Below are 24,854 nucleotides of genomic sequence, written 5' to 3'. Positions count from 1 at the left end.
AAATCAATAATTCACATTTTAATTCAATTTTTTATTAATTCAACTTTTCCAAATTACATGAAAAGAATTACAAATTTCTTGATGCTCCTACTGCTTGCTATGTGCGGCATCGGAGCAAGCGCGCAGACCACTGTGTCGCTGAACGGTACATCCACCACTGGCGGTACTTTCTACAGAGGTGGAAAGTATTCTCAGGGTGCAGGTGATGCGCAATCAGGTTCTACGTGGTGTTGCAGTTGGGTAAACACCGGCTCTACTCCCCAGATTACTCTTGAAGTAAGAGATGGTACCTGGGGTAACATGAATAGTTACAATGCTAACGGGTTTGCCATGTACAGAGGTAATAGTGGCTTGGTAAACGGTAATACATTGTATTATAGATTAGCCATTGCTAATGGTTATCGCATCAATGGTATTGAAATGCAGTTCTACAATGCAAATGCAAGTTATCCGGTTACATTGAGTTGTAATGGCGTTTCTGCTACTGCAACAAGTACAAGTGCTTCAGCAGCAGCAACTCTTACAGTAACAGACCTCAAGGCACAATATGTTGACATCGCTTTGACAGTAGGTGCAAACCAGGGTTGCTTTGTTCCGGTGTTTAACGTAACATACGAAGCAGCTGACATAGAATACAACTACAGTTATACCATGTACGATGCCTCCCACAATGAATTGGGCACCGGCAGCAACTCACTGATGGGTTATGCTGAAGGCTATACCTTCACTGCTCCAAGCGTTAATGGTTATGCGTTCCTTAGCGCTGTAGATGGAACAACATTTCAGCCATTGGATCTTTCCGGCACTATCACTGCTACCAGCATCGTACTTCTCTATTCGCCAATTCTCTCCGATTTGGCAAGTGCAGACGCAACAAAGGCTTACACCCTTACAACACCGCGTGCTTTCATACACGCAGAGTCTGCTGATGCAACAGAGTTCTCAAGAACTATGGTATCCAACGGCACAGCCGATATGACTAATCCTCTCCACCAGTGGACATTCGTAACTTTAGGCGGAAAAACATACCTCTACAACGTAGGTGCAAAGAAGTTCGCAAGTTACACCACTAACAAGAGTCACCACCTCGTAACATCTGCTCCTGCTTATGTTACTGGTGACGCAAGCACATACAAGACTGGTTATCCTATCGTTCTGAAGTTCACCAATGACGCAAATACAGATCAACCAACAGCAACGTTGAACATGAGTGCTGGTGGTGTTATGATTGACAGTTGGACTACTCACGACGAAGGTAACGTACAGCAGATTCTTCAGGTGCCTTCTGTAACAGTTGTTCCTGAAGCCTATGTTGCCAACTTCACTTGCACTGGTGGCGGTCTTACATCTGTTTACGTTGACGGCACAGAAGTGGCCCTCGGCACAGACGTAGTCCTCACATCAGGCGCAACAGTATCAAGCAGTGCTGCAGTAAATGCTATCGAATCCTACAACGGTTTCGCTACACTCGCAGAAGCACTTGCTGACGCTAACTTCGCAGGTACTGTTGACGTAGCGCTGCCCGCAACAGTGACTACCGTTACGCTCAACGTAACGCGCGACAACAGAGTTGTTAAGACGGTTACTATCGAAAACGTGCCCGAAAACACAGAAATTAACGTGGTAAGTGCATTGGGTGGCACACCTAATTATGTAAGCAACATCTCTCCGACAACAGTTACAAGTACTGATGTTGACCAGACTGTAACAGTTACTTACGACTCTTCACTGCCTTTCGAACTGTCGGCAGACCCAACAGATGCAACAGTATCTACGCCTTACTTCTTCATCCTCCGTTCCAAGTATGCATACGGCAACAACGTCACTTCAAGTTCTTCTTACGACCTCGCCAACGATGAATACTACTGGACATTCGGTGGTAACGAATTCGACGGCATCACGGTTTACAACAGAACACACGGCTACATGAGAGTAGGTACAACAGACAACAGCGTAGCAACGTTCGACACAACGCCGTTCGCTTTCGCTATTTCTCCTAACAACAACCAGACAGACGGTTTCAACCTCTACGTTCCCGGTACAAATTCCTACATCAACGACCGCGGCAACAAGATCAGTACATGGCTACATTCTGCGGCTGCTTCTGATGCAGGTTCATGCCTCAAGGTTTTCACCATCAACGACCTCGTCCTGAACCTCATCGCCAGCGACATCGATCCTTACTTCGAGTACGCAGGTTGCGTAAATGCGCTTCAGGTTACAGATGCATCGAACCTCGCGGAAGAATACAGTGCCCTCAAGGCTGCGCCCAACTATAACGACTACCTCACATTCAAGGCTAAGGTTGAAGGCTACCAGATGGTAGAGGCAACTGAAGGCTACTATCTGATTCTGAGCGGTCTCGACGCATTCCGGACTAAGCAAGGCGTTGACAAGGCTATGCTTTACAACACATCTTCAAAGAATGTGGCATGGGGTAATGTTGATGTAAGTGCAGCACAAATCATGAAACTGAAGGCAGTAGAAGGCACTACAACCTTCCGTCTCTATGTTCCTCTCGCCGGCACATACCTCCAGACTAAGGCCGGTGTAACAACCGAAGACGAAGCAAGCGGTATCGCATTCGAAGTAGTGGCTAAGAAGCCTTCTAAGGTTGCGCTCGTTTACAACGCAAACGGCGGTACTGACGCAGCACTCCACGCAGCAGGTCACAACAGCGGTGCAGGTGCTTCCGGCTCACTCACAGGATGGACCGCAGACGGCGATGCTTCAATGTGGCATCTCATCCCCGTTGAAATCGAAGAAATCACACTCATCAGTCCGGCAGGCGTAGCCGACGGCGAAGAAGTAATGCAGGGCTTTGCTAACGGATACGATGCACAGCTGCCGCTCAACGTTGGTGTGTTCACCATCACAGAAGACCTCGGCGCAGGTGCTCGCCTCGACACTATCGCTACAAGCCAGATCGCAGCAGATCAGGGCTATATCATCAGCGGCGTGAAGGGCGCAACAGTGCCTCTCCTCCCTGTTAATGGAACAGTTGACGTACCCGCAGGCAACCTCCTCGTAGCAGGCGACGGCTCCTCCGTAGTAAGCGGTGGTTATATCCTCGCTTACAAGAAGGGCGAAGCAGAAGCCAAGTTCTGGTCTATCAACGGTCTGACAGTACCGGCTAACCGCTCATACCTCCCCGCAGGCACTCCTACACGTGGTCTTGAAAACATCTTCGGTGGTATCGGCGAAGACGTAACCGGCATCAACGGCATCACAACAGGTGCTGAAAACGGAACCGTTTACGACCTCCAGGGACGCCGCGTGAACAACGCAACCAAGGGTGTTTACATCATCAACGGCAAGAAAGTGATTAAGTAAAATTAACCGGAATGTCCGGAAGTTTCGGGAAACCCCCGGAAACTTCCGGAACCTCCGGAAAATTCCACAAAAAAAACAACAAACACAATGAAAAAGGCTTATATCACCCCCGCCACGGCGATTTTCGAAATGCGCCACGAGAACGTCATCGCAACAACCATCCCAAAGGATAACAGCGGCGAAGGCATCGGCGACACCAACCAAGGCGGTTTCGACTTCGCACCGAAAGATGACAACAGTTGGACCGACGGCAGTTGGACAAAGCCCTGAGGCTCCGCCCGCTTTCTGAAATAAAAGCCACCGATATCGGTGGCTTTTTTCTTTGGTGCCGAGGTGGCTTTTTTCTTTGGTGCTGCGGTGGCTTTTTTCTTTGGTGCCGAGGTGGCTTTTTTTTTGGTGCTACGGTGGCTTTTTCTTTTTTTCTTTATTTGCCCGCTTTTGTGGCTTTTTTTTGCGCCCCGAAAAAAAATATTTGCTGAAAAATTTGCTAATTAAAAAATAATAGTTATTTTTGCAGCGAAATATCAAACAAGGCCAAAGATTTAATACATATTATTCACAAAAAATCTACAACTATGAACAATTTCCCTGCATTTACCTTCAGAACAGAATGGTTCTGCTACTTCGAAGCCATGTCAGCCGATATGCGCCAGCGCGCCATCCTCGCCCTGCGCGACTACATCGTCAGCGGCAAACGCCCCGCGAGCAAAATGATGAACCTCGCACTCTGCGGCATCATGCTCGACATCGACCGCCAGAAAAACAAAGGAAACACCGATCCGGCTCTCCCGGAAACTCCGGACCTTCCTGAAAATCCGGACAACCCGGAAACCCTGGGAACCCCGGAAACCCCGGAAAATCTGCCCACTCCCACAAAAGAAAACGAAAAAGAAACAGAAAAAGAAAACGAAAGCGAAAAAGAAAAGAAAAGAAAAAAAGAAAAGAAGCAAAAGAAAAAAAGAATAATAAAAGAAAAAGACAAAGAAAAAGATAAAGAAAAAGATAAAGATAAAGAAAAGGCTCCACCACCTCTAAACTCCGCCGCCTCAACAGCAGAACGGGCACAGAACGAAGAATGCGGTGACGGTGCACCGCATAGCGGAGGCGGAGGCGGAAATGTTGAAATTTTTTCAGGAGGATATGCTGAAGACATATCTCGTTGTCATGCTGAGGCGCTGTCGGCAGGTCAGGCTGAGGTCATATCGGGCTGTAATGCTGAGGTCATATCGGGCAGTCATGCAGAAGTCCTGTCAGGAGCGAATCATGAGGACGTGGATGCAGAGAAGTTCAGAATCTACTTCAACGCCATACAGGCGCGCCACCACCGCGCATACACCATACAGGCCATCAGCGGACCGCGCTACGACAAACTCTGCCTCATAGCACGTCAGTTCGGCAAGCCCATCATCTGTCAGGTGCTCGAGAAAGCGGCTAAAAGCGACTTTATCAACGACAAGAACAAATTCGGCCGCCACCTCGGCTTCGACTGGCTCCTCTACCGCGACAACTTCGTCAAGGTGCTCGAAGGCTATTACGACAACCAGCACGAACAACCCAAAATGCTCGTATGGGGAAAAGACCTCGAGGAAGATCGACGGAAAAAACAGCAGGAGGCCGCCGAAGAAGCCAAAAAGCACTATGTAACCTACGAAGACTACCGGCAACTCAGGGCACGCGCACAAGCCGGCGACAAGGAGGCACAGCAACTCCTGCTGCCGCCGGAAGAGAGAGAAGAAACGGAATGATAGAAACTATAGAAGCTATAGAAAATACGAAACTATAGAAACTATAACTTCTATAACTTCTATAACAGCTATAAAAAAGCAATCTGAAAAAACCAAAAACCAATGAAAAACCAAAACTACAACCCCAATCCAGCCGCCATCGTCATCATGACATTCAGCGTGAGAGACCTGCGCAGCGGCAGAAACCTGCCACCGGCAGAAGAGATGAACCGCATACTCACCCACACACCCACCGGCTGCATCGCCTACACACCCGTCGGTCCATTCCTCGTAAGAGAAGCCACCGAAGCCATGGCAGACATCATGAGCGCCAATACGACAGGCCCCAACTCTCACCTCTCCACGATCAACAGTCAACTCTCCACTGCAAACTCGCCCTGCGACATCTGTTCCCTGCGGGCCTACCACAGGTGCCACGACGTCTGCCCCCTCTTCCCCGCCTGCGCTGCCCACCTGAGATCAGCCGACAGAACGTCCGTCGTCTTCTGCAGAGTAACAAGCGACGAAGAAAAACGGCTCTCTATAGAAGAACTCCGGCAGGAAAATGAACTCCGAAAAGAAGAAAAACGCCGCAGATGTCGAATTTCTGAAAGAAAAAACCTATATTTGCGAAAACTATTACCAAGAAGACGCAGAAGACACAGAAGACGCTAAGGAACTTTAAGATTGTTTAATTTTCAAGAATTATAGAATTAAAGAATTATTTCACTACTAATTATCTGAAACGGTATGGACAGAAGAAGTTGGTTGTAAAGAGAAAAGTAATTCTCAAATTCTTGATAACTTGATAAATAATCACTTGCGAAAACCGAGCAGAGACTTTTACCTGCCAACAAATGAAAAAAAGAAAAACAAATGTCCAAACTGACAGTTTACAGCGCCTCAGCGGGAAGCGGAAAGACTTTCACGCTCTCGGCAGAATACATCAGCAAACTGATAAGCGGCGACCCCGATGCCGCCAACCATATCCTCGCGGTAACGTTCACCAACAAAGCCACCGCAGAGATGAAAACGCGTATCCTGCAACACCTCTACGATATAGGCTATATCAACGACCCTGCCGACAAGGACAGGCAGTCGTTCTTCGACAAGGTGAAGAAACTTACGGGCGGCAACGTGTCCGACGACAAACTGCGCCAGAGGGCGCGCGCCGCACTGGGCTACATCCTCCACAACTACGAGCGCTTCTCTGTGCAGACCATCGACGCCTTCCTGCAGAGTACGCTGCAATACGTGGCGCGCGAACTGGGGCAGACCGCCAACTATGCCGTAGATATCGACGACAAGCGCGTCATAGCGCAGGCGGTGGACGACCTCCTGCAGGGCATCAACGACGGAATGGCGGAAAAAGATGTGAAGACCGCCGTGGAGGAGATGATGCGCGAGAAGATGGCGGACAACAAGGACTGGAACGTAACGCGCGACCTCAACGACTTCGCCCGAAACCTCAGCAAGGAGGTGTATATGCGCTACAGCGACGACATCACCAAAGCCATCGAGGACGACAAACGCCGGCAGAAGGGGCACCGCCTGGAAGATGTGCTGCGAAAGATGCGTGATGGCGCCAAGAAAGCCATAAAAGACGCGGCAGACGCGGCTGTGGCACGCGAGGCGGACATCGCCAAGATGTCAAACGGACAGAGAAACTACTTTGCACGCTGCCGCAACCTGGCGGAGAACCCTGATGGCAATATCAAGACGGCATTTTCCGACTCGTTCAGGAAATGCGCAGAGGCAACGGGCGACGATGTGCCGCAGGTGCTGCTGAAGAAGGGCGACCTGAACAATGACGAAATGGTAACACTCGCCATGAGCGTGCACGAGGTGCTGCGGAACGTGTACAACGTGTATCAGGCGAATGTCGTGGCATACAACAGTGCCAACGCTGTGCTGCGCCACCTCAAGGCACTCGGACTGCTCAACGCCATCAATGCCAACGTGGAAGCCATCAACCGCGAGAACAACCGCATCATGCTCAGCCGCACACCGCTCCTCTTCGACCGTCTCCATGCCGGCAGCGAGGCATCGTTCGTCTTCGAGAAGGCGGGCGTGCGCTACGACCACGTGATGATAGACGAGTTTCAGGACACTTCGCGCCTGCAGTGGGAGAACTTCAAGAAACTTCTCATCGAGAGTGCGAGCAACGACAAGGACAGCCTCCTCGTGGGCGACGTGAAGCAGAGCATCTACCGCTGGCGCAACGGCGACTGGGGCATACTGGCGAACATAAAAGGCGAGGTCTGCCGGAACATACAAGTAGTTCCCGAAACGCTGAAAACCAACTTCCGCAGCCGCGACAACATCGTGCGCTTCAACTACGTCATGTCGGAGTACCTCGCCAAGCAGTTCGACAAACTCGACGAAGGTGCACACCCGGGCGCAATCAGCGACAAAGTGTATCACGAAGTGGAGCAGGAGTGCAAGCCCAAGAAGGGCGGCTACGTCAGTGTGGCAGTAACCGATGACAAGGACTGCTGGCATTTCGGCACAGAAAAACCCGACAGCCCCGACGGCATGGGCAGCAATGCCGAGGAAGAGATGCTCGAAGACATGGCGCGGCAGATCAGGACGCTCCATGTTCAGGGGCATCGCTACAAGGGCATGGCAGTGCTCGTGCGTACCAACAAGCAGGGGCAGGCGGTGCTGAAATACTTCGCCGCGCACCACAGCGACGTGAAGATGATCTCGAACGAAGCCTACACCCTCGCCGCCTCGCCCGCCGTGGAACTGCTGCGTGCGCTCCTCCGCCTGCTCTGCGAGGAGCGGAACAGTGTGGCGTGCTCCTACGTGGCAGAGCAGTACAGCAGGAAGTACCACAAGACCGACTTCGACGAAGCGGTGCTCCAGAACATAAAGACCGACGGCATACGCGCGCTGAAGGACTACCTGCCCGAGGGCTACCTCGACAGCCTCGACATGCTGCGCCACATCCCCCTCTACGAATGCTGCGAACGCCTCATCAGCCTCTTCCGCATCAACGAGATGGACGGACAGGCACCCTACATCTACGCCTTCCTCGACGACGTCATCGCCTACATGAGCGACACCGGCGGCGACCTCTACGCCTACCTCACGTACCTCGACGATACCATCGAGGGCAAGTCCATCTCCTCCGGCACGGGCGACGGCATAGAGATTATGACGATACACAAGTCGAAGGGTCTCGCCTTCGACACCGTGTTCCTGCCTTACTGCAACTGGCCCGTTACAGTGAACGACAAGGACACCCTCTGGATCGACACCAAGGACCTGCCCGCGCCGTTCAGCACCTTCCCGCTGCTCCCCGTGAAAGCGGCGATGGAACTCGACAACTCCGTGTTCTGCAATGCCTACCGCGAAGAGAACTTCCAGGCACGCGTGGATGCCCTCAACACGTTCTACGTGGCTGTTACGCGCGCCCGCCACAACCTCTTCGTCTGGAGCCTCCAGAACCCCAGGAGCAAGGATAAGAGCATCAATAAGTACATCGCGCAGTTCGTCAAAGACAGCGGAAAACTGCAGTTCGATGAGGAGAAGAAGAAACCGGACGACGAGAAGAAGTACTACTGCGACCTCTTCGCGATGATAAGCAGCACAGCGCGTTTCAGCGAGGGACAGATGGTGATGGGTAAGCCGGTCATACCGGGCGAAAAGGCGGAAAAAGAAGAGAAAGCCGGTCCGCAGAACCCGCTCGACTTCCGGGAAGAACCACTCGCCGTGGCGTTCGAGACCATCGATGCGCGCATGAGTTTCAGGCAGTCGAACGAGTCGCAGCGCTTCCTGAGCGATGGCGAGGATGCCGCAGGAGCCATTCAGGACGGCTACATCGACCGCGGCAAACTGCTCCACGCCGTCTTCGCCGGTATCTACACCGCAGCCGACGTGGCAGCATCAGTCGATGCACTCCGCCGCGAGGGCCTCATCGCTTCGAAGAAGGATGCCGACGAGATAGCCGCCTTCGTCGGAAAACGCATCAGCGAGGGACAGCCCGCGGAATGGTTCGACGGCACATGGACCATCTTCAACGAGAGCGCCATCCTGCAGCGCACCGACGGCAGTACGCTCCGGCAGCGACGCCCCGACCGCGTGATGACAAAGCAGGGGCGCACCGTAGTGGTCGATTTCAAATTCGGCAAGCAGCGCCTGGAATACGAAAACCAGGTGAAAGAATACATGGACCTCCTCCGCAGCCTCGGGCACCGCGACGTGCAGGGATACCTGTGGTATGTCTATAAGGGGGAGGTGCTTGAAGTTGAATAATCGGAGCGGGTCGGAAGGGGTCGGTGGTTGTCGGAGGTTGTCGGAGGTTGTCGGAGGAGGTCGGAGGTTGTCGGAGGTTGTCGGAGGAGGTCGGAGGGGTCTGAAAATTCCGACAACCACGGACAATAACCGACAATAACCGACAATAACCGACAACCACGGACAACCACCGACATTCACCGACAAAAAACCGACAATCACCAACAAAAAAAACTAAAAAGAACAATAAAAAAAATAAAAACAATGAGCGAAAAGAGAACTTTTCTCACCAGTCACGGCCACTACAAGAACCTACGAGTATATAAGGTAGCCACAGCGCTCTATGACCTGACTTATACGTTCTGCAATCGTTTCTTGTCGTCATACGGCGACCGTACTGTTGATCAGATGGTGCAGGCGGCGCGTAGCGGGAAGCAGAACATAGCCGAGGGCAATCGGGCGGCACAGACGTCGGCAAAAATGGAGATAAAACTCACGGGGGTGGCAAAAGCAAGCATTGAGGAGTTGTTGACGGATTACGAAGACTATCTGCGCACACGCTCTCTGATGCATTGGGACAACGAGCACCCACGATATGTAAAGTTGCGCGAATGGGTGAAGAGTAAACTTTTCATGGAGCAATATGCCATGCAGGCTGAAAAGATGAACGACGAAGAACTCGCCAACCTCTGCATCACACTCTGCCATCAAGCCATCTATATGCTCAAGAACCTGTTGGATGCTCAGCAGGACCGCTTCGTGACGGAGGGAGGGGTGAATGAGCGTATGTACGCCGCCCGTACGGGCTATCGGCAGGAAATTGACGAAGAATTGAAACAACTGCGCGAGGAGGTGAAACGTCTGAAAGCTCTTCTCGACGAAAACGGTATAGAGTATTAGAGAATAAAAAAAAAAATGAAACCATTTCTGAAATACGTAGCCGAAGACCTGAAGCAGCGTTATGGCAACGACCTTTCGCGGCTGATGGTGGTTTTCCCGAACCGCCGTGCCAGCCTGTTTATGAACGAATACCTCGTGGAGGGCAGTGGCGAGACGCTGTGGGCACCGCAGTACTCGAGCATCGCCGATCTCTTCCTCCGCATGAGCGACCTGCGGCCTGTCGATAAGATAGAAGCCGTGTGCCGCCTCTACCGCATCTTCTGCAGCGCGACGGGGCGCGAGGACGGCAAGGACGACACGCTCGACCTCTTCTACGGCTGGGGCGAGCGCATGGTGGCGGATTTCGACGATGTGGACAAACACCTCGCTGACGCGCGCCAACTTTTCTCGAACGTGCACGACCTGACGCAACTCGAGAGCAACGACTTCCTCACCGACGAGCAGCGCAGTGCCGTGGAGCACTTCTTCGGCGTAGCCCCCGACGACATGGATGCCCTGCGCCGCGCATTCCTTGCCCTCTGGGAGAAGATGTACGACATCTATGCCGCTTTCCGCAAGGAACTCGCTGATAACGGACTCGGCACGGAGGGTCAGATACTGCGCCACGTGGCAGAACGCCTCATGGCAGGCGACGAAACCGTGATGCACCGCCTGCAGCAGGCTGAGACCTTCGTCTTCGTGGGCTTCAACGTGCTCAACGAGGTGGAACTCGCGCTCTTCCGCCGCCTGAAGAAGGACGGGCGCGCGCTCTTCTACTGGGACTACGACGCGTACTATATCGGCGGCGACAGGGCAGGGGAGGGCTGTGTGGCGAACCACGAGGCAGGCATCTTCCTGCGCAAGAACCTCGCAGAATTTCCCAACGCACTGACCGACGAGCGTGCCTTCCACAACTTCATACCCGAGGATAGTGAAGAGAAAGACATTGAACTCGTCGCTTCGCCCTCTGACAACGCACAGGCGCGCTCCGTGGCGGAATGGCTGCGCGACAGCGACAACCTCGATGCCGACGACGAGAAACGCACCGCCGTGGTGCTCTGCAACGAAATGCTGCTGCAACCCGTGCTCCACTCGCTGCCCGAGACAGTAAAGGCGGTGAACGTGACGAAGGGCTATCCGCTGAGCCATACGGAGGCGTTTGCCTTTGTAGATAAGCGGCTCGGCGAACTGCTGCGCGAAGACGTGAAGACGGGCAAGAGCGACCATGCCGACGTGTTGCAGCGCGTGGCGGAGGACCTCACGGAAGCCCTCTTCGACAAACCTGCGGAAACCACTGACGCATCGCGCGAAGACATCTTCCGCACACTGCACAGCGAAGCCCTCTTCCAGACGTACAAGACCGTGGTACGCTTCCAGCGCCTCGTTACAGAGGGCTACCTCAATGTGGAGGACACCACGCTGCGTCGGCTCGTGAAAGCCGTGCTGAAACTCACTACGGTGCCCTTCCACGGCGAGCCGGCGGAGGGTGTGCAGGTGATGGGTGTGCTGGAGACGCGCAACCTCGACTTTGAGCATGTCGTGATGCTCTCCGTGAACGAGGGCGACATGCCGCGTGTGGCGCAGGACAACTCATTCATACCGCACTTCCTGCGTGTGGCATACGGGCTGACCACGCCGCAGCACCAGACCGCCATCTTCGCCTACTATTTCTACCGCCTGCTGAGCCGTGCCAGGAAGGTGCGGCTGGTCTATAACAACGCCACGGACGGCACACGCAAGAAAGAGCCTTCGCGCTTCATCTCGCAGATGCTCGTGGAGGCACGCCACCTGCGTCCGCGCCACTACACCATCAAGTCGGCACCCAGTGTGCCCACCGCCCTGCCGTCCGACATCGAGAAACCAAAGGGCATGGCAGATCGGTTCGATAAGATGTCGCCCACCGCGCTGAAGACCTACTTCAAGTGCCAGCGCATGTTCCACTTCAAGTATATCCTCCGGCTGCCCGAACCGCAGCAGGACGAGGGGATTATCAGTGCGAACCAGTTCGGCAGTGTGTTCCACAGTGCGGCAGAACTCATCTACAAAGACTTCAACGGCAGACAGGTTACGCAGGAAGACCTCATCAGTCTGAGCCGCGACGACAATCGCCTGAACGACTACATCTGCCGGGGCTTCGACGCCGTGGCGGAGGACAACCGCAAGCACAACGAGAAGGAAGTGGTATATACCGACCTCGTGGCGGGCATCATCAGGGAATACCTTAAGAAGATGCTCAATAACGACGCGGAGATAGCGCCGCTGCGCATCATCGCCTTAGAGCGCGAGAAGAGTTACGTTACGCTCACGGTCAGTGCCGGCGGAAATACGCGGCAGGTGAAGATAGGCGGTGTGATAGACCGCTTGGACACCCTCGTGCACAAAGGCCGGGAAGTGGTGCGCGTGGTGGACTACAAGACGGGCACCATGCGGGCGTACAATCCCAAGGACGATGCTGCGGCGGTGGAAGACCTGTTCGACTCGGAGAAGGGCAACAGTCAGCCGCTCGACGTGTTCCAGACGTTCATCTACGGACTCGCCGTGGAAGAGATGGCAGCGAGCAACGATGCCGCCACAGCCGACATCCGTCCGCTCAACGGGCGCGGCATAGTGCCCGCTCTCTACTACACGCGCGAGGCAGGAAAAAACAACGCGAAAATGGAGCACGGCTATCTTGTGGCAGACCAATTTGCCAAAGACGGCACAGCCCAGCGCTTCCGCGAACGGCTCACTGCCCTCGTGGAGGAAATCTTCGACGAGCGACGCCCCTTCGCCGCTCCGACGAAGAAACAACAGGACGCCCACTGCGAGCGATGCCCCTTCCGACCGCTGTGCTACCTCGGCGAAGGAGAGAGGCAGGCATAGGCAGCAGCCACCGCAGCACCAAAGAAAAAAGCCACCGCAGCACCAAAGAAAAAAGCCACCGATATCGGTGGCTTTTATTATAAGCGGGCGGAGCCTCAGGGCTTTGTCCAACTGCCGTCGGTCCAACTGTTTTCGTCCTTCGGTGCGAAGTCGAAACCGCCCTGGTTGGTGTCGCCGATGCCTTCGCCGCTGTTATCCTTTGGGATGGTTGTGGCGATGACGTTCTCATGGCGCATTTCGAATACCGCCGTAGCGGGGCTTTGATACGTTTTCTTCATAAGGTTATTATTTTTGGTTTCTTGATTTTTTTTTCAGATATTCCGGATTATCCGGATTATCCGGATATTCCGGTTAAAATTACTTAATCACCTTCTTGCCGTTGATGATGTAAACACCGCCTTTCTGCGCCTTGGTTACTCGGCGACCTTGCAGGTCGTAGATGGGTGCGTTAGCGTTTTCGTTTTCGCTGCCAGCGTTTACGTCCTTAATGGCTGTTACGTCCTCAATGTCGCCGAGTCCGCCGAAGATGCGTTCCAGTCCGCGTGTGGGTGATCCTGCTGGCAGGTATGCGCGGTTGCGTGGCACGGTGAGGCGGTTCATCTTCCAGAACTTGGCGAGTCGGTCGCCCTTCTTGTAGGCAACGATAAAGCCGCCAGTTTGTTCTGTGCTGTCGCCGGCTACGAGGAGGTTGCCTGCGGGTACTTCTACAGATGTGGTTGGTGTTCGAAGGATGGGGAGGATAGGAATTCTTTCGCCCTTCTTTCCGCTGACGATGTAGCCCACTCTTTCTGCTATTCTGCGTGAGGCAACCGTGTCGAGGCGTGCGCCTTTGCTCAATTCTTCGCTGATGGTGAAGAGTCCTGCGCTGGGTGGTAATTGTCCGTCTTCTGTGTGTGCGAAGCTTTGCACCACTTCTTCTCCGTCTGCCACTCCTTCAGGGGTAATCATTTCTATTTCTGTGATGTCCTGCGGAATGATGTACCATGCGGAGGCTGTGTTTGCACCGCCTGCCCAGTTGGTCAGCGATCCGCTTACGCCTGCACCGCTGCGGTGTCCGTGAGCGTGGAGCGGTGCTGCCCAGCGTGCGAGGAAGATGTTGAATTGTCCGATGCCAACAGAATCTCTGCTGAATGTTTCGGCACCGAGGCTGTAGGATGTTACGCTGCCATTGACATTGTTCAGATATACTCCGCCCATGGGGTTGTAGAGTACGTTGCCTGAGCCGTTGCTCCTCACTTGGAACACTTCGTATTCGGGTGCGTCGCCTTCTGTGCCCCATATGATGGTGCCAGTTGCCGGGTTGTAGCGCATGGTCTTTGTTTCACCTTGCTGCGCTTCGAAGGCAGAGTATGCGCTGCGTATGATGTAGTACTTGTCCCTTTCGAGTTTTATGGTGTTTCTGTGTATAGCAGCCTTTAACTCTTCGTATCCTTCGAGGGTGGGGTTTGGGAGTAGTAACATGTACATTTGATAGAGACTGCTATTGATTTGAGAGTTAAAAGGCAATGTGCCTACCATGCCATAGTTATGGAAGTAGGGTTCAAGTTTTTGCACTTTCATCCTCATATAGTCCGCGTCTGTCATTGCCACGAGGCATGAGCCCACTTCGCCGTTGGCTGCTGCGCTGAGCCATGTGCTGATGTGGCCCTCGCGCAGGTTGATGTAGGCGTTTGTGCCTGGTATGTTGAGGTTGAAGCCGTTGGTTTGATTGTCGTTCTTCTTGATGCTAAAGTAGGTCGGTTCGCTAGAGTAGTCGGCTTGGTAGTTGTCGGTTGATGAGCCTACTTCGAGGTATTTTTCCTCGAATTTGCTGTAGACCGAAATACCCGTTACGGGGTTTCCTCCGAATGAGAAGTAATAGCCGATATGGCCTAAGATGGGTTCGTCATCCTCCGCGTTGTATGGTGTGCAGAATTTCTCTCTTAGTGTGAGCAGATACCATTTAGCGTTATCGTAACTGGTTGGGTCTTCGCTGAGTTCGAAAGGCAGGTTGTAGTGCGCCGTAACGCCTACTATTCTATTATTTGGTGGCACTACGCTTGGGCTGTAAGTGTAGGTAACGAAGTCGTTCTGATATGCTGCGGGCAGTTCGGGCACTTTTTCGCCTACGTAACCAGTCAGTTTATTAGCGAGGCGAGCGAGTTGGTGTCCGCTTTCATCGAATATGACGTAGTCGAGTTCAACTGTGCTTGTTGCTGATGGGTCGATGAGTTCAACGGGATAGAGTTTCCATACGTTGTTGCCACCAGTACTAACTTGTCCTTTCTCCCAGTAAGCAAGGGTGTTTCCTGCGCCGTTGTTGTCAACGATGTCTCCGTAGGTTGTACCATCGGTGGTTTTGTTCATAGCCCAGCCGTCATAGTTTGCAGAAGTGTTTCTTGCAGGATAAACGAGGAACATTGTAGCGTTTGAAGCGCTTGATTTCATATCATTCCAGAAGTTACCCGTAGCAAACTGGATGTATTTAGCATCGCCTGTGCCAGTATTGAAGAAGCGTACGAGATATTGAGTAATGGTATCGGGGTCTGTACCTTGTGTGATAGAAACAGCGCTTGGATTACGTTTCAGTGTGTTGCCTGAACCTGTGTCGTAAACAGGAGTTTCAGAGCCACGCACCTGTGTGAGCATGTACCATTGACCTTCGGTAATGGCGGATGTCTCAGTGGTGGTGGCATCGTTCTTTACTTTGAGGTTTCCGAAATTGACTGATGCGTCGAAAGTGAAATTAGGTGTACGTTTAACGTAGATTTCGCAGTCTTCTGTGCCGATGGTGCCTTCAGTGCTGATGCTGTACATGTTGCCACCTTGCATAGAAGCAGGTACGTTCACCGGACTGTTTGCAGCCTGTTCCACATCTTCTTCCCATAGCTCAAAGCCGTCTTCTTCACAGTATTTGTAAGTAACAGTAACAGTGACAACTTCTTTTACTGTATAGATGGCATAGGGGTGTCCGTCGGTCCATGTAGCAAAGCAGTTATCGCCTACATTGCTCCAGTTGTTACCATTCCAGTATTGTGAACCATTGTGAATGAGCCACACTTTGTTGGCTGCGCTGATGTCGGCATTTGCTGTGAATGTGCCGTCATCGTTGCGCGACTGTGCGCCGCCCTTACCGCTGGTTGCTTCTTCCCAAGGTGTGAACGTGAAGTTACTGCCAATGAGTTTTGTGTTTCCAGTACAATAAAGTACGTTTGGCTCATTGAGTGCCAATTGGAACAAGTAGTTCTGATTTTCAGTAATGAAGTTTTCAGGAACGGCGCCTCCGTAGGTGTTTATAGCCGATTTCGTTGAGTTGTAGTAGATGGCTCCCCAACGATTGGTGTAACCAGTACCTGGTGTGTAGGCAGTGTTGAAGATCATGTAGTTTCTACCTGTCAACAACTCACCAGCCCCTACACGAGCATCCGGAGCGTATGCCGTAGATTTTGCTGATCCACTGATAGCTATGATCAGTAGCATCAAGAGAGTGGTAATTTTTTTCATAATGAATTGAGTTCTGTTAAACTTGATTTGATTGTCTCTAATATAAATTATTTGATGTTATATTCGTTTATGGGTATATAATCGGCAAATATATAAAAAAATGTTATTAGATGGTTTTTTTTTGGTTTTTTTTATTGTTGTCCGCTAAAACCGTAGATTCAAGTAGCAAGTGCAATATTAGTCTAAAAGTTTGTAAAATTCGTTTTTTGGGTTATTAAAGTTGAGTTTTTTTCTTGGTCTGCTGTTAATTTGCTTTTGTACTTCCATAAGATATTTGTCTGTGTATTGTTCTAAATTCGTTCCCTTAGGTATATATTGTCTGACGAGTTTGTTGTAGTTTTCTACACCTCCCTTTTCCCATGAGCTATAAGGGTGTGCAAAAAAGATTTTCGTGGAGAGTTTCTTTGCCAATTGACTATGCCTGGCGAACTCTGTTCCATTATCTGTAGTAATAGTGAGTACTTGTTTCTTGTAAGGAATCAACATTCTGTATACTGCTTCTTCCACGCCTTTTGCCTCTTTTCCATCAGGCAGCCTTTTGACCATCCCATATCCAGTACGTCTCTCGTAGAGTGTAACTAGCGCTCCTTTCCCATCCTTACCGACTATGGTGTCCATTTCCCAATCTCCGAAACGCGTGCCGTCTGCCTCTTCCGGCCTAAGGTCTATACTCACGCGGTCTTTTATGGGAATCCGTTTTCCCTTGTCTGTCTTCCGTCGCTTCTTCATTGCGTGACGGCAGAGTTTCCAAAGCATCCCTCCGCACTTCCTGTCGGTTCTGATGAATGCGTATATTGTTTCATGGGAGACGCATTCGCGCCCTTGTCTCTTTATATACCCGCATATCTGTTCGGGCGACCATTTCTTTTGCAGCAGACTTATGACTTCCCGCTTAAGGGCGTGTGTGAATCTTCGCGGTTTCTGAAGACGCGTCTTGCGGCGGTCTGCTTCGCGCTGTGCCTTTTCTGCATTATAAACCTTGGCACCGCCATTTCGATGGATTTCCCTGTAAAGGGTGCTTTCGTTCACCTCTATGAGGGCGGCGATCATCTTTTTGGTCAATCCTTGCTTTAATCCGTTCTGGATTGTGTACCTTTGCTGCGAGGTTAGCTGTTTATATTTCATATGCAACACAAAAGTAGTTAATCTCAGGGAGATGAAAATCTCCCTTTTGCTTTTATGTTGCTACTTGATGTCTCTGACTTACCTTTCAATCAGTGAATCCCACAGGACGAGTCTTGCACTTCTTATTTGAATTTAAGAACGGGCTGAAAGTCCGTAAAGCCCATAGCCCAGGGCAACGCCCTGGGGGATAAGGTCAATGGCAATGGCGCACTGTAAGTGCAAAAGCAGAAACGAGATTAGCATTTATTTAATAATATGGCTTTTGTCCTTTCAGGACGCAAATACTCATACGTCCATATACCCAAGGCGTTGCCTTGGGCTATGAGCAGTAAGGCTTTCAGCCTAATTCAGAGTACTAAAACGGACGCAACAAAGTCAAAGCGTAAGCCCCCATAGATTACACCACCCATAAAACACCCAAACAGAAAGGCTTATGACTATGTCCATAAAACTTTTATCGGACACCAATATTTTTTTTGGGGGGGGCGGGTTTTCCGGTTTTTCCGGTTTTTCCGGATATAAAATAAGGTGCGCTTTTTGGCGCACCTTATTTTAAGAGATTTCTAAGTGAATTATTTAATCACTTTCTTACCGTTGATGATGTAAACACCCTTGGTAGCGTTGTTCACGCGGCGACCCTGGAGGTCGTAGATAGCGCCGTTCTGAGCACCGGTTGTGATGCCGTTGATGCCTGTTACGTCTTCGCCGATACCGCCGAAGATGTTTTCAAGACCACGTGTTGGTGTGCCTTCGGGGAGGTAAGAACGGTTGGTGGGAACTGTCAGAGTCGTGATGGGCCAGAACTTAGCCACATTTTCGCCCTTCTTGTATGCGAGCATGAAGCCACCGTTTACTGCGTTGCCAGTTCCTGCTACGAGGAGGTTGCCTGCGGGTGCGTCAACTGTTCCATTAACGGGGAGGAGAGGCACTGTTGCGCCCTTCACGCCTTTGATGATGTAGCCTTCGCCACCTGCAATCTGGCTGGTTGCGATGGTGTCGAGGTGAGCACCTGTTGCAAGTTCTTCGCTGATGGTGTAAACACCGATATTGAGCGGGAGTTGAGCATTATCAGGATTAGCAAACGCCTGAACCACTTCTTCGCCGTCGGCTACGCCTTCCGGACTGATGAGTGTGATTTCAGCGATGTCAACTGGGATGAGGCGCCACATAGAAGCGTCTGCACCTGTTGTCCAGTTGGTAAGTGCTCCAGATACACCTGCACCGCTGGCATGACCAAGACAGTGGATGGCTGCATCGGTATTGCCTTCAGGATTGTAAGCGAGAACTACAGCACCTGGTTTAGCTGCCAAAACTTCGAAATCCAAAGCAGTTTTGCCTATTGTACCAGTCTTACTTGCAAGGTAGGAGTCAATGAGTGGAACGTAGAGGTTGTATTTCGATGCTTCAGAACCAGCAACGAGTTTGAGAACTTCAGCAGCAGTTGCACCGAGAGTGTTCCAACGAATTGTGTTTGTTGATGTGTCGTAGTACATCGACTTGCTTACACTTTGCTGAGTCATAAATGCATCCATAGCACTTACTACGAAGTAGTAGCCTTCTGTTACAGGTACTAATGATGCTTCGATAGTTGCCTTGAGAGCGAGGTAATCGCTATAGGAAGGTGCAGCAACGAGTGCTTCATAAGAACTCTGGAGGTTTGCTGCTGCTGCTTTGGTGAGAGCATTTGCACAACCTGCGTATGTGAAGTAAGGTTCGAGGGTGCTTACGAGACCAGCCACTGCATCGTCGATGCTGTAAACCTTGAGGCAAGAACCACCATCAGAAGCAGCCCATGAACTATTCCAAGTGCTGACTTTGCGGGCACCTGCATTGTCGTTAATGTAAGCATTTGTACCTGGTAAGCGGAGGTTGAAACCGTTAGTTTCGTTAGAGTTAGCCGATATAGTGTATGCAACAGGAGTTGTGCCGAATACAGCAATGCTGTTTTCTGCGTTTTCAACACTCATGTAGCCATTGCCTCTGTTGTAAACAGTGATACCATCCCATTCGTTACCACCGAATGTCCAGTAGTAAGTGTCGTCTTCGAGGTCGTATGTGGATGTTGATGTAAGAACGTTACCGTGAGCATAGTATTTGCGCAGAGTCATGAGGTATGCTGTAGAGGTAGCAGGATCTGTTGGATCTGCAGAGAGTTCGAAAGGCAGAGTAGATGTGTAAGTAACTGTTACAGTTTGATCTACGTCTGTACCGACAACTTCTGCGGGAGTGATGTCTGATACGTATGCAGGAGAACCAACAGCTTCAGCCACGTTGACTTTTGTGCCTTCGGGAACGCCTGTAACAGTAACAGTCTTTATCACTTTCGTGCCGCGTGTTACGTTGAGCGTAATGTCGGTAAGGTTCTGTACGAGTGCTACGTCAACTGTGCCGCTGAACGAAGCGTCGGCGAGTGCTTCTGCGAGTGTAGCGAAACCGTTGTATGTTGCGATAGCATTTACTGTTGCGCTGCTTGATACTGTTGCGCCCGATGTGAGGACGATGGGTGTGCCGAGCGCGAGTTCTGCGCCGTCAACATATACTGAGGTCAGTCCGCCGCCTGAGCAGGTGAATGTAACGTTGTACACTTCTGGAGTGACTGGGAGTACGGGCACTTCCACGATTTGTAGCACGTTGCCTTCATCGTGTTGTGTCCACCCGTCGATTTGCACTGCTGGCACACCTGTGATGTTCATGATGTATGTGGTGCTGCCTTTGGTGAATGAGAGTACCACGGGGTATCCATCCATGTATGTGCTGGCTGTGCCTGCCACTGTTGCTGGCGCGGAGGTAACGAGGTCGCGTCCTCTGATGGCATTGAAACTTGCCAATTTCTTTGTGCCCACGTTGTAGAGGTAGGTGTTGCCATCAAGCGTTACGAATGTCCACTGGTGTAGCGGGTTTTGCATGTCGGCATTGCCGGCTGATAGTGATGTTACGCCAAACTGTGTGGCGTCAGCCGATGTGGCGTGTATGAATCCGCGTGGTGCGGTGATGGTGTATGCCTTCGAGCTGCTTGCGCTTGCGATGTTCTGCAGGATGGGCGCATAGATGAACGCAATGTTTGTGGCAGTGATGGGTTTGGTAATGTCGAGTTCATTGTGTGTGTCCACGTCGGCTGCGCCGAGGAAAGCATAGCCTGCCACGCTTGGTGGTGTTACGATGTAGCCTGCGGATGTGGCGGTTACAGAGCCATTGCCTGTGCCTAATGAAGCGAAGGTGGTGCCGTCGTACTGCGTGTAGGTGTAGTTCCATACGGTGTTGGGCTGTTCGTATTCCACTACGATGCTCTCAACAGAATAGTTCTGCCATGCACCAGAAGTACCACTTACATTAAACGTGGTGCTTGCTGTACTGATTCCCGTAACAGCAAGGATACCGTCATCTTCACTCGTTACACCGTTGCTGGTGAACTTTACGCCGGAACCTCTGGTGTAGTTGATGGTGAAGCCAGTGATGACGTAGCCGCCATCGATGGCGAGTGTGTAGGTTCTGTTGTTGTTACCGAAACAGAACTTGCTCGTGTTGTACACCACGTCGCCCGTACCGATGGTGATGGTGATGAGCGGTGTGGTAGTGCTCCTTACCTGATGGTTGAAGGAGTTACTGGAAGTCGGCGTTACCTTTGACCCGCTCTTATAGACTTCAATGTTGCCATAAGTGAGGGTTGCCGTTTCCGCACTTGCTCCGATGCTGCACATAGCGAGCAGGAGGAGCGTTAACAAATTAGTAATTTTTCTCATACTTATAAAAATTTAGAAATTGAAAATTATATGCATTGAGTTATCGGGGCAAATTTATGAAAATTCTTTAAATAAGGAGAATTTTTGGATTTTTTTTTGATAGAAGTTATAGATGATATAGATGTTATAGAAGTTATAGATGTATCCACTATGGTCTTCACTCTCGGTCTTCATAGACTTACGCAATTCTGCAAGAAATTCTTCTGCAGGTAACTGGCTCTCAGCAACTTTTTCAGCCAAGGAAGAAAGATTTTGGTCAATTTCTTCTCTGTTTTCAGAATTTATTTCTACCTTTGATCCCGAAAGATGTGCATCCCTTTGTACAGCCTGGGCATCATCAGATGTTTGCAGCCGCGTGGGGTGAGCATCTTTTTTTTTCCCGAATACAAAGTATTGTCTTCTCCAAGTTATAGAGACTATAGACGTTGTGGCTGTTTCTTTGCTTAAAAACTCTGCGTGCGTCGCTCCATTCGGTTTTCCTCTTCGTCGGGCAGGGCAGGGAAGAAGTCGTGGCCCGTGATGGCTTCGAGGCTGTCCACACTGATGGCGTAGTCCTGGAAATTGCCCGGGAGCGGCCGGTTGTCGAAGATGTAGGCTATCGCCTGGTAGTGGCCGTTTCGGCGTCGGCATACTGCTTTGAAGAACTTGTCGGGCACTGCCACACCGTTGTAGCCCACGCGCCTTGCATTTTTGCCCACCATGGGTCCTGTGCAGACCCATATCGGCCCTTCGCGGCGTGCCCAGCGGCGTACAGCCTGTTCGAGGTCGTTCCACAGTCCGCTGTTGAGTTCGTGGTTCTGCGGGCAGATGTTGGTGAGGTAGAACGTCTCCTGCATGGCGCGGTAGTTCCACTTCATGTCGCCCGCCGGAGCGAGGTGTCCGCGGTCGTAGCCCGATCGCACATAGTCGCGCGGCAATGCCTTGCGCCCCCTGATGTCGGGATCGGCTTCGAAACCACTGCCGCGTTCACCGCGTGCATACGCTTCGTCTGCCGTGATTTCGTATGCCACCCAGTTGGCTATCAGCCAGTCGGGGTTGTACGACACGGCATAGCCCTTTCTTTTCAGAATCTGCTCCTTCGCGCCCCGGCGCGTGCGCGGCATCTCGATTATTCCGCTCGTTTCAGCGTTGTCGCCTTGCTGCATGAAGGTGCTCTTGGTTTTCTTTTCGGTCTGCTTGGGCTTGTCGTCGCAGGCGGTGATGACGGTGGCTGCGAGGACGGCTATGATGTATGTGCTCAGGGCGATTTTTCTCATTTTTTTCTTCTTTTCGGGCAAAGATAGGCATTTCTCCGGAAAATCCGGTTTTTCCGGAGGGTCCGGAGGGTCCGGAAAGTCCGGCGGAAGAAAAAAACTCCCAAAAAACCTTGCCAGATAAAAAATATGTATTACCTTTGCACCGCTTTTTGAGGGAAGCCCTTTGGGCTGACCGCCACATGGTGCCTGTAGTTCAGTTGGTTAGAGCGTCAGATTGTGGTTCTGAATGTCGAGGGTTCGAGTCCCTTCAGGCACCCCACTTTTCATAATTTTTGAGGATTTTTGGCTCGTTAGCTCAACTGAATAGAGCATCTGACTACGGATCAGAAGGTTATAGGTTTGAATCCTATACGAGTCACTTTTCCGTAATAGTTTTTTAGGGTTAATAGTGACGATGGCTCGTTAGCTCAACTGAATAGAGCATCTGACTACGGATCAGAAGGTTATAGGTTTGAATCCTATACGAGTCACCACAAAAAAACGAAGCAGGATTTTGCTTCGCTTTTTCGTTTTATAGGGGGGAGGGACGAGTACGCCGAGATCGGCGTACTCGTGGTGTTTTCAGAGGCGCACTTTTGCGATGAGTTTGCGGAGTTTTCCCGTGCCTATGATGGGTGCGTGTGCATCTTCGGGGAAGACGAGGCAGAACTCTCCCGGGTGGACGACGAGGTAGTTGTCTGCCGGTGCTGTATATACGGCGAAGTCGTCGGCTACGTTGAACGGCTCATCGGGTTCGGTGAGCGTGTCGATGTGGCGTATGCCGATGATTTCGGGCTGCGAGAGGGGGAAGTGCACGTCGATGTATTTTTGGTGCACTTCGAGTTTCTGCGCGTCTTTTGTTTTCAGTGTGGCATCGCTCACGTTGATGAAGAGGTTGTCGCCGTCGATGGTGATGCGTCCTGCCGGTGCGGCAAGGAGGTCGTTGTTCCGCACATAGTCGAAGAGCGTTTTGAGGGCAGGGTGCAGGGCTTCGTAGCGCTGGCTGTCTTTAATATTAGCGTGTATCATAATGGTGTGTTTTAATTATTCCAACGTTTCGAGGATTCTCCACACATTAAACAGTGCGCGGGGCACATGGAAACATCCTTTCCATTTTCCGCCCTTGAGGGGGAGGAGCACTTCGCCCTGACGGTTCAGATAGCCGTACCATTCTGGGTATTCTGGATCGGTGAAGTGAGTCCAGGTGTAGTTGTGCACGCGCTCGAACCATTCGAGGCACTTGGGGTTGCGTGTGAGTTGGTAGCCCTTGATGAGGGAGATGAGAGTTTCGAGGTGCACCCACCAGAGTTTCTGGTCCCATTCGAGTTCGTGGCGTGGGTGTCCGAGACGGTCCATGAAGTAGAAGATGCCGTCGTACTCTTTGTCCCATCCGTATTCCACCTCTTTGAGGCAGATTTCTACTGCCTTCTCGATGAGGTCCTGCCTACCGAGTCGTTTTCCGAGGTCCATGATGAACCAGCATGATTCTATGGCGTGTCCCGGGTTGAGTTTTCTGCCGTCGAAGCAGTCCACGAGTTGTCCGTCCTTGCCGAGTGCTTCTACGATGAGTCCGAGTTCGGGGCGATAGAATACGTCGAGCACCTCGTGTAGCACGGTGTCGATGGTCTGTTGCAGGAAGTCGGGTTCGAGGAGCGGCTCAATTTCGAGTGCCACGTTGCAGAGAATCATGGGCAGGTCGAATGTCTTGAGGCTTCTGGCACCTGGTGCCGCCTTGTTCCATTTTCCTTTCGGGTTATCTACCTTCGAAAGCACGATGTCGAAGGTGCGTTTTGCGATGTCAGCATACTCAGCGTTGCCAGTGGCTATGGAGAGTTGTCCAAAGGCTATGGTAGCGAAGGTATAGGAGAAGATGTTGTAAGGCTCCACGAGTGGGTGTCCTTCGCGGTCGAGTGCGAAGTACCAATTGAGGTTGCCATCGTGGCCGTGCTTCTTAAGAAATTCCGCACCTTGTATAGCTGCTTCGAGCCATTCGGGGCGTTTCTCTACTTCGTTGTAGAGTTTTGAGAGCATCCATACTTCGCGGCCTTGCAGCCAGATGAATTTGTCGGTGTCGTAAACCGAACCGTCGCGGTTGAGGCAGGTGAAGTAGCCGCCAAACTCTTTGTCCTGCGATTTTTCAATCCAGAAGGGCATCACTTTGTCGAGGAGTTCGCTCTTGTATTGTTCTGCCAGTTTTTTGAAATCCATGCGTTTGAGTTTTTTTAGTTCCTATA

At 51.4% G+C, this 24,854-nt stretch carries 15 protein-coding genes and 3 tRNA genes; 11 read left to right on the top strand and 7 right to left on the bottom strand.

Annotated elements, in window-relative coordinates; genetic code table 11:
* The first annotated feature begins 57 nt into the window (after positions 1–57).
* The 8 genes from C7Y71_RS03890 (at position 58) to C7Y71_RS03850 (ending at position 13,037) form a co-directional block, all read left to right on the top strand.
* Positions 58–3,333: a hypothetical protein gene (locus C7Y71_RS03890; RefSeq protein ID WP_146739412.1), complete on the top strand. Its 3,276-nt coding sequence runs from the start codon at positions 58–60 to the stop codon at positions 3,331–3,333.
* An 87-nt stretch (positions 3,334–3,420) separates the two neighbouring features.
* The gene (locus C7Y71_RS03885; RefSeq protein WP_146739411.1) at positions 3,421–3,603 is read left to right on the top strand and encodes a hypothetical protein; all 183 of its coding nucleotides are present in this window, start codon (positions 3,421–3,423) and stop codon (positions 3,601–3,603) included.
* Between the two features lie 39 nt (positions 3,604–3,642).
* Positions 3,643–3,828, top strand: coding sequence for a hypothetical protein (locus C7Y71_RS03880; RefSeq protein WP_111898412.1), 186 nt, complete (start codon positions 3,643–3,645; stop codon positions 3,826–3,828).
* Between the two features lie 80 nt (positions 3,829–3,908).
* Positions 3,909–5,078, top strand: a complete 1,170-nt coding sequence (locus tag C7Y71_RS11795) for a hypothetical protein (protein ID WP_193215962.1) — start codon at positions 3,909–3,911, stop codon at positions 5,076–5,078.
* A 102-nt stretch (positions 5,079–5,180) separates the two neighbouring features.
* Complete coding sequence (locus C7Y71_RS03865; RefSeq protein ID WP_146739410.1) at positions 5,181–5,732, top strand: hypothetical protein; 552 nt, start codon at positions 5,181–5,183, stop codon at positions 5,730–5,732.
* A 201-nt stretch (positions 5,733–5,933) separates the two neighbouring features.
* Positions 5,934–9,317 carry a UvrD-helicase domain-containing protein gene (locus C7Y71_RS03860; protein WP_111898408.1) on the top strand — a complete coding sequence of 1,128 codons (3,384 nt, stop codon included), beginning with the start codon at positions 5,934–5,936 and terminating at the stop codon, positions 9,315–9,317.
* Between the two features lie 243 nt (positions 9,318–9,560).
* Positions 9,561–10,196: a four helix bundle suffix domain-containing protein gene (locus C7Y71_RS03855; RefSeq protein ID WP_111898407.1), complete on the top strand. Its 636-nt coding sequence runs from the start codon at positions 9,561–9,563 to the stop codon at positions 10,194–10,196.
* Between the two features lie 15 nt (positions 10,197–10,211).
* Positions 10,212–13,037, top strand: a complete 2,826-nt coding sequence (locus tag C7Y71_RS03850; protein WP_111898406.1) for a PD-(D/E)XK nuclease family protein — start codon at positions 10,212–10,214, stop codon at positions 13,035–13,037.
* A gap of 95 nt (positions 13,038–13,132) precedes the next feature.
* On the opposite strand, the gene C7Y71_RS03845 is transcribed toward C7Y71_RS03850, so the two are convergent.
* The 5 genes from C7Y71_RS03845 to C7Y71_RS03825 all read right to left on the bottom strand — a co-directional run bounded on the left by C7Y71_RS03845 (position 13,133) and on the right by C7Y71_RS03825 (position 22,641).
* A complete protein-coding gene (locus C7Y71_RS03845; protein ID WP_111898405.1) occupies positions 13,133–13,315 on the bottom strand; it encodes a hypothetical protein in 183 nt (60 codons plus the stop codon).
* 79 nt (positions 13,316–13,394) lie between these two features.
* Positions 13,395–16,520: a hypothetical protein gene (locus C7Y71_RS03840; protein ID WP_146739409.1), complete on the bottom strand. Its 3,126-nt coding sequence runs from the start codon at positions 16,518–16,520 to the stop codon at positions 13,395–13,397.
* Positions 16,521–16,697: 177 nt separating this feature from the next.
* Positions 16,698–17,645, bottom strand: a complete 948-nt coding sequence (locus C7Y71_RS03835) for an IS30 family transposase (protein WP_151908877.1) — start codon at positions 17,643–17,645, stop codon at positions 16,698–16,700.
* Between the two features lie 572 nt (positions 17,646–18,217).
* Positions 18,218–21,385, bottom strand: coding sequence for a hypothetical protein (locus C7Y71_RS03830; protein ID WP_111899296.1), 3,168 nt, complete (start codon positions 21,383–21,385; stop codon positions 18,218–18,220).
* A gap of 443 nt (positions 21,386–21,828) precedes the next feature.
* On the bottom strand, positions 21,829–22,641 hold the full coding sequence (locus tag C7Y71_RS03825) for a DNA/RNA non-specific endonuclease (RefSeq protein WP_146739496.1): 813 nt from the start codon (positions 22,639–22,641) through the stop codon (positions 21,829–21,831).
* Positions 22,642–22,823: 182 nt separating this feature from the next.
* Between C7Y71_RS03825 and C7Y71_RS03820 the strand changes: the two genes are divergently transcribed.
* From C7Y71_RS03820 to C7Y71_RS03810, 3 genes are all read left to right on the top strand, one after another.
* Positions 22,824–22,900: transfer RNA gene (locus C7Y71_RS03820), tRNA-His, on the top strand.
* Between the two features lie 25 nt (positions 22,901–22,925).
* Positions 22,926–22,999, top strand: a tRNA-Arg gene (locus C7Y71_RS03815).
* Between the two features lie 38 nt (positions 23,000–23,037).
* A tRNA-Arg gene (locus tag C7Y71_RS03810) sits at positions 23,038–23,114 on the top strand.
* An 88-nt stretch (positions 23,115–23,202) separates the two neighbouring features.
* Here C7Y71_RS03810 and C7Y71_RS03805 read toward each other — a convergent pair.
* Positions 23,203–23,649 carry a YhcH/YjgK/YiaL family protein gene (locus tag C7Y71_RS03805; RefSeq protein ID WP_111899293.1) on the bottom strand — a complete coding sequence of 149 codons (447 nt, stop codon included), beginning with the start codon at positions 23,647–23,649 and terminating at the stop codon, positions 23,203–23,205.
* A gap of 15 nt (positions 23,650–23,664) precedes the next feature.
* Positions 23,665–24,828, bottom strand: coding sequence for an AGE family epimerase/isomerase (locus C7Y71_RS03800; protein WP_111899292.1), 1,164 nt, complete (start codon positions 24,826–24,828; stop codon positions 23,665–23,667).
* Positions 24,829–24,854: the final 26 nt, after the last annotated feature.

Source organism: Pseudoprevotella muciniphila, assembly GCF_003265305.2.
GTDB classification, from domain to species: Bacteria; Bacteroidota; Bacteroidia; order Bacteroidales; family Bacteroidaceae; genus Alloprevotella; species Alloprevotella muciniphila.
The sequence above is the reverse complement of the archived record's forward strand: the minus strand, read 5'-3'. Positions and strand labels throughout refer to the sequence as shown.

Bases quoted from the DNA above. Each gene is read 5' to 3' on its own strand.
- C7Y71_RS03830 (WP_111899296.1), bottom strand. From the start codon at position 21,385: ATGAGAAAAATTACTAATTTGTTAACGCTCCTCCTGCTCGCTATGTGC.
- C7Y71_RS03890 (WP_146739412.1), top strand. From the start codon at position 58: ATGAAAAGAATTACAAATTTCTTGATGCTCCTACTGCTTGCTATGTGC.
- C7Y71_RS11795 (WP_193215962.1), top strand. From the start codon at position 3,909: ATGAACAATTTCCCTGCATTTACCTTCAGAACAGAATGGTTCTGCTAC.
- C7Y71_RS03835 (WP_151908877.1), bottom strand. From the start codon at position 17,645: ATGAAATATAAACAGCTAACCTCGCAGCAAAGGTACACAATCCAGAAC.
- C7Y71_RS03805 (WP_111899293.1), bottom strand. From the start codon at position 23,649: ATGATACACGCTAATATTAAAGACAGCCAGCGCTACGAAGCCCTGCAC.
- C7Y71_RS03860 (WP_111898408.1), top strand. From the start codon at position 5,934: ATGTCCAAACTGACAGTTTACAGCGCCTCAGCGGGAAGCGGAAAGACT.
- C7Y71_RS03800 (WP_111899292.1), bottom strand. From the start codon at position 24,828: ATGGATTTCAAAAAACTGGCAGAACAATACAAGAGCGAACTCCTCGAC.
- C7Y71_RS03885 (WP_146739411.1), top strand. From the start codon at position 3,421: ATGAAAAAGGCTTATATCACCCCCGCCACGGCGATTTTCGAAATGCGC.
- C7Y71_RS03850 (WP_111898406.1), top strand. From the start codon at position 10,212: ATGAAACCATTTCTGAAATACGTAGCCGAAGACCTGAAGCAGCGTTAT.
- C7Y71_RS03855 (WP_111898407.1), top strand. From the start codon at position 9,561: ATGAGCGAAAAGAGAACTTTTCTCACCAGTCACGGCCACTACAAGAAC.
- C7Y71_RS03845 (WP_111898405.1), bottom strand. From the start codon at position 13,315: ATGAAGAAAACGTATCAAAGCCCCGCTACGGCGGTATTCGAAATGCGC.
- C7Y71_RS03840 (WP_146739409.1), bottom strand. From the start codon at position 16,520: ATGAAAAAAATTACCACTCTCTTGATGCTACTGATCATAGCTATCAGT.
- C7Y71_RS03825 (WP_146739496.1), bottom strand. From the start codon at position 22,641: ATGAGAAAAATCGCCCTGAGCACATACATCATAGCCGTCCTCGCAGCC.
- C7Y71_RS03865 (WP_146739410.1), top strand. From the start codon at position 5,181: ATGAAAAACCAAAACTACAACCCCAATCCAGCCGCCATCGTCATCATG.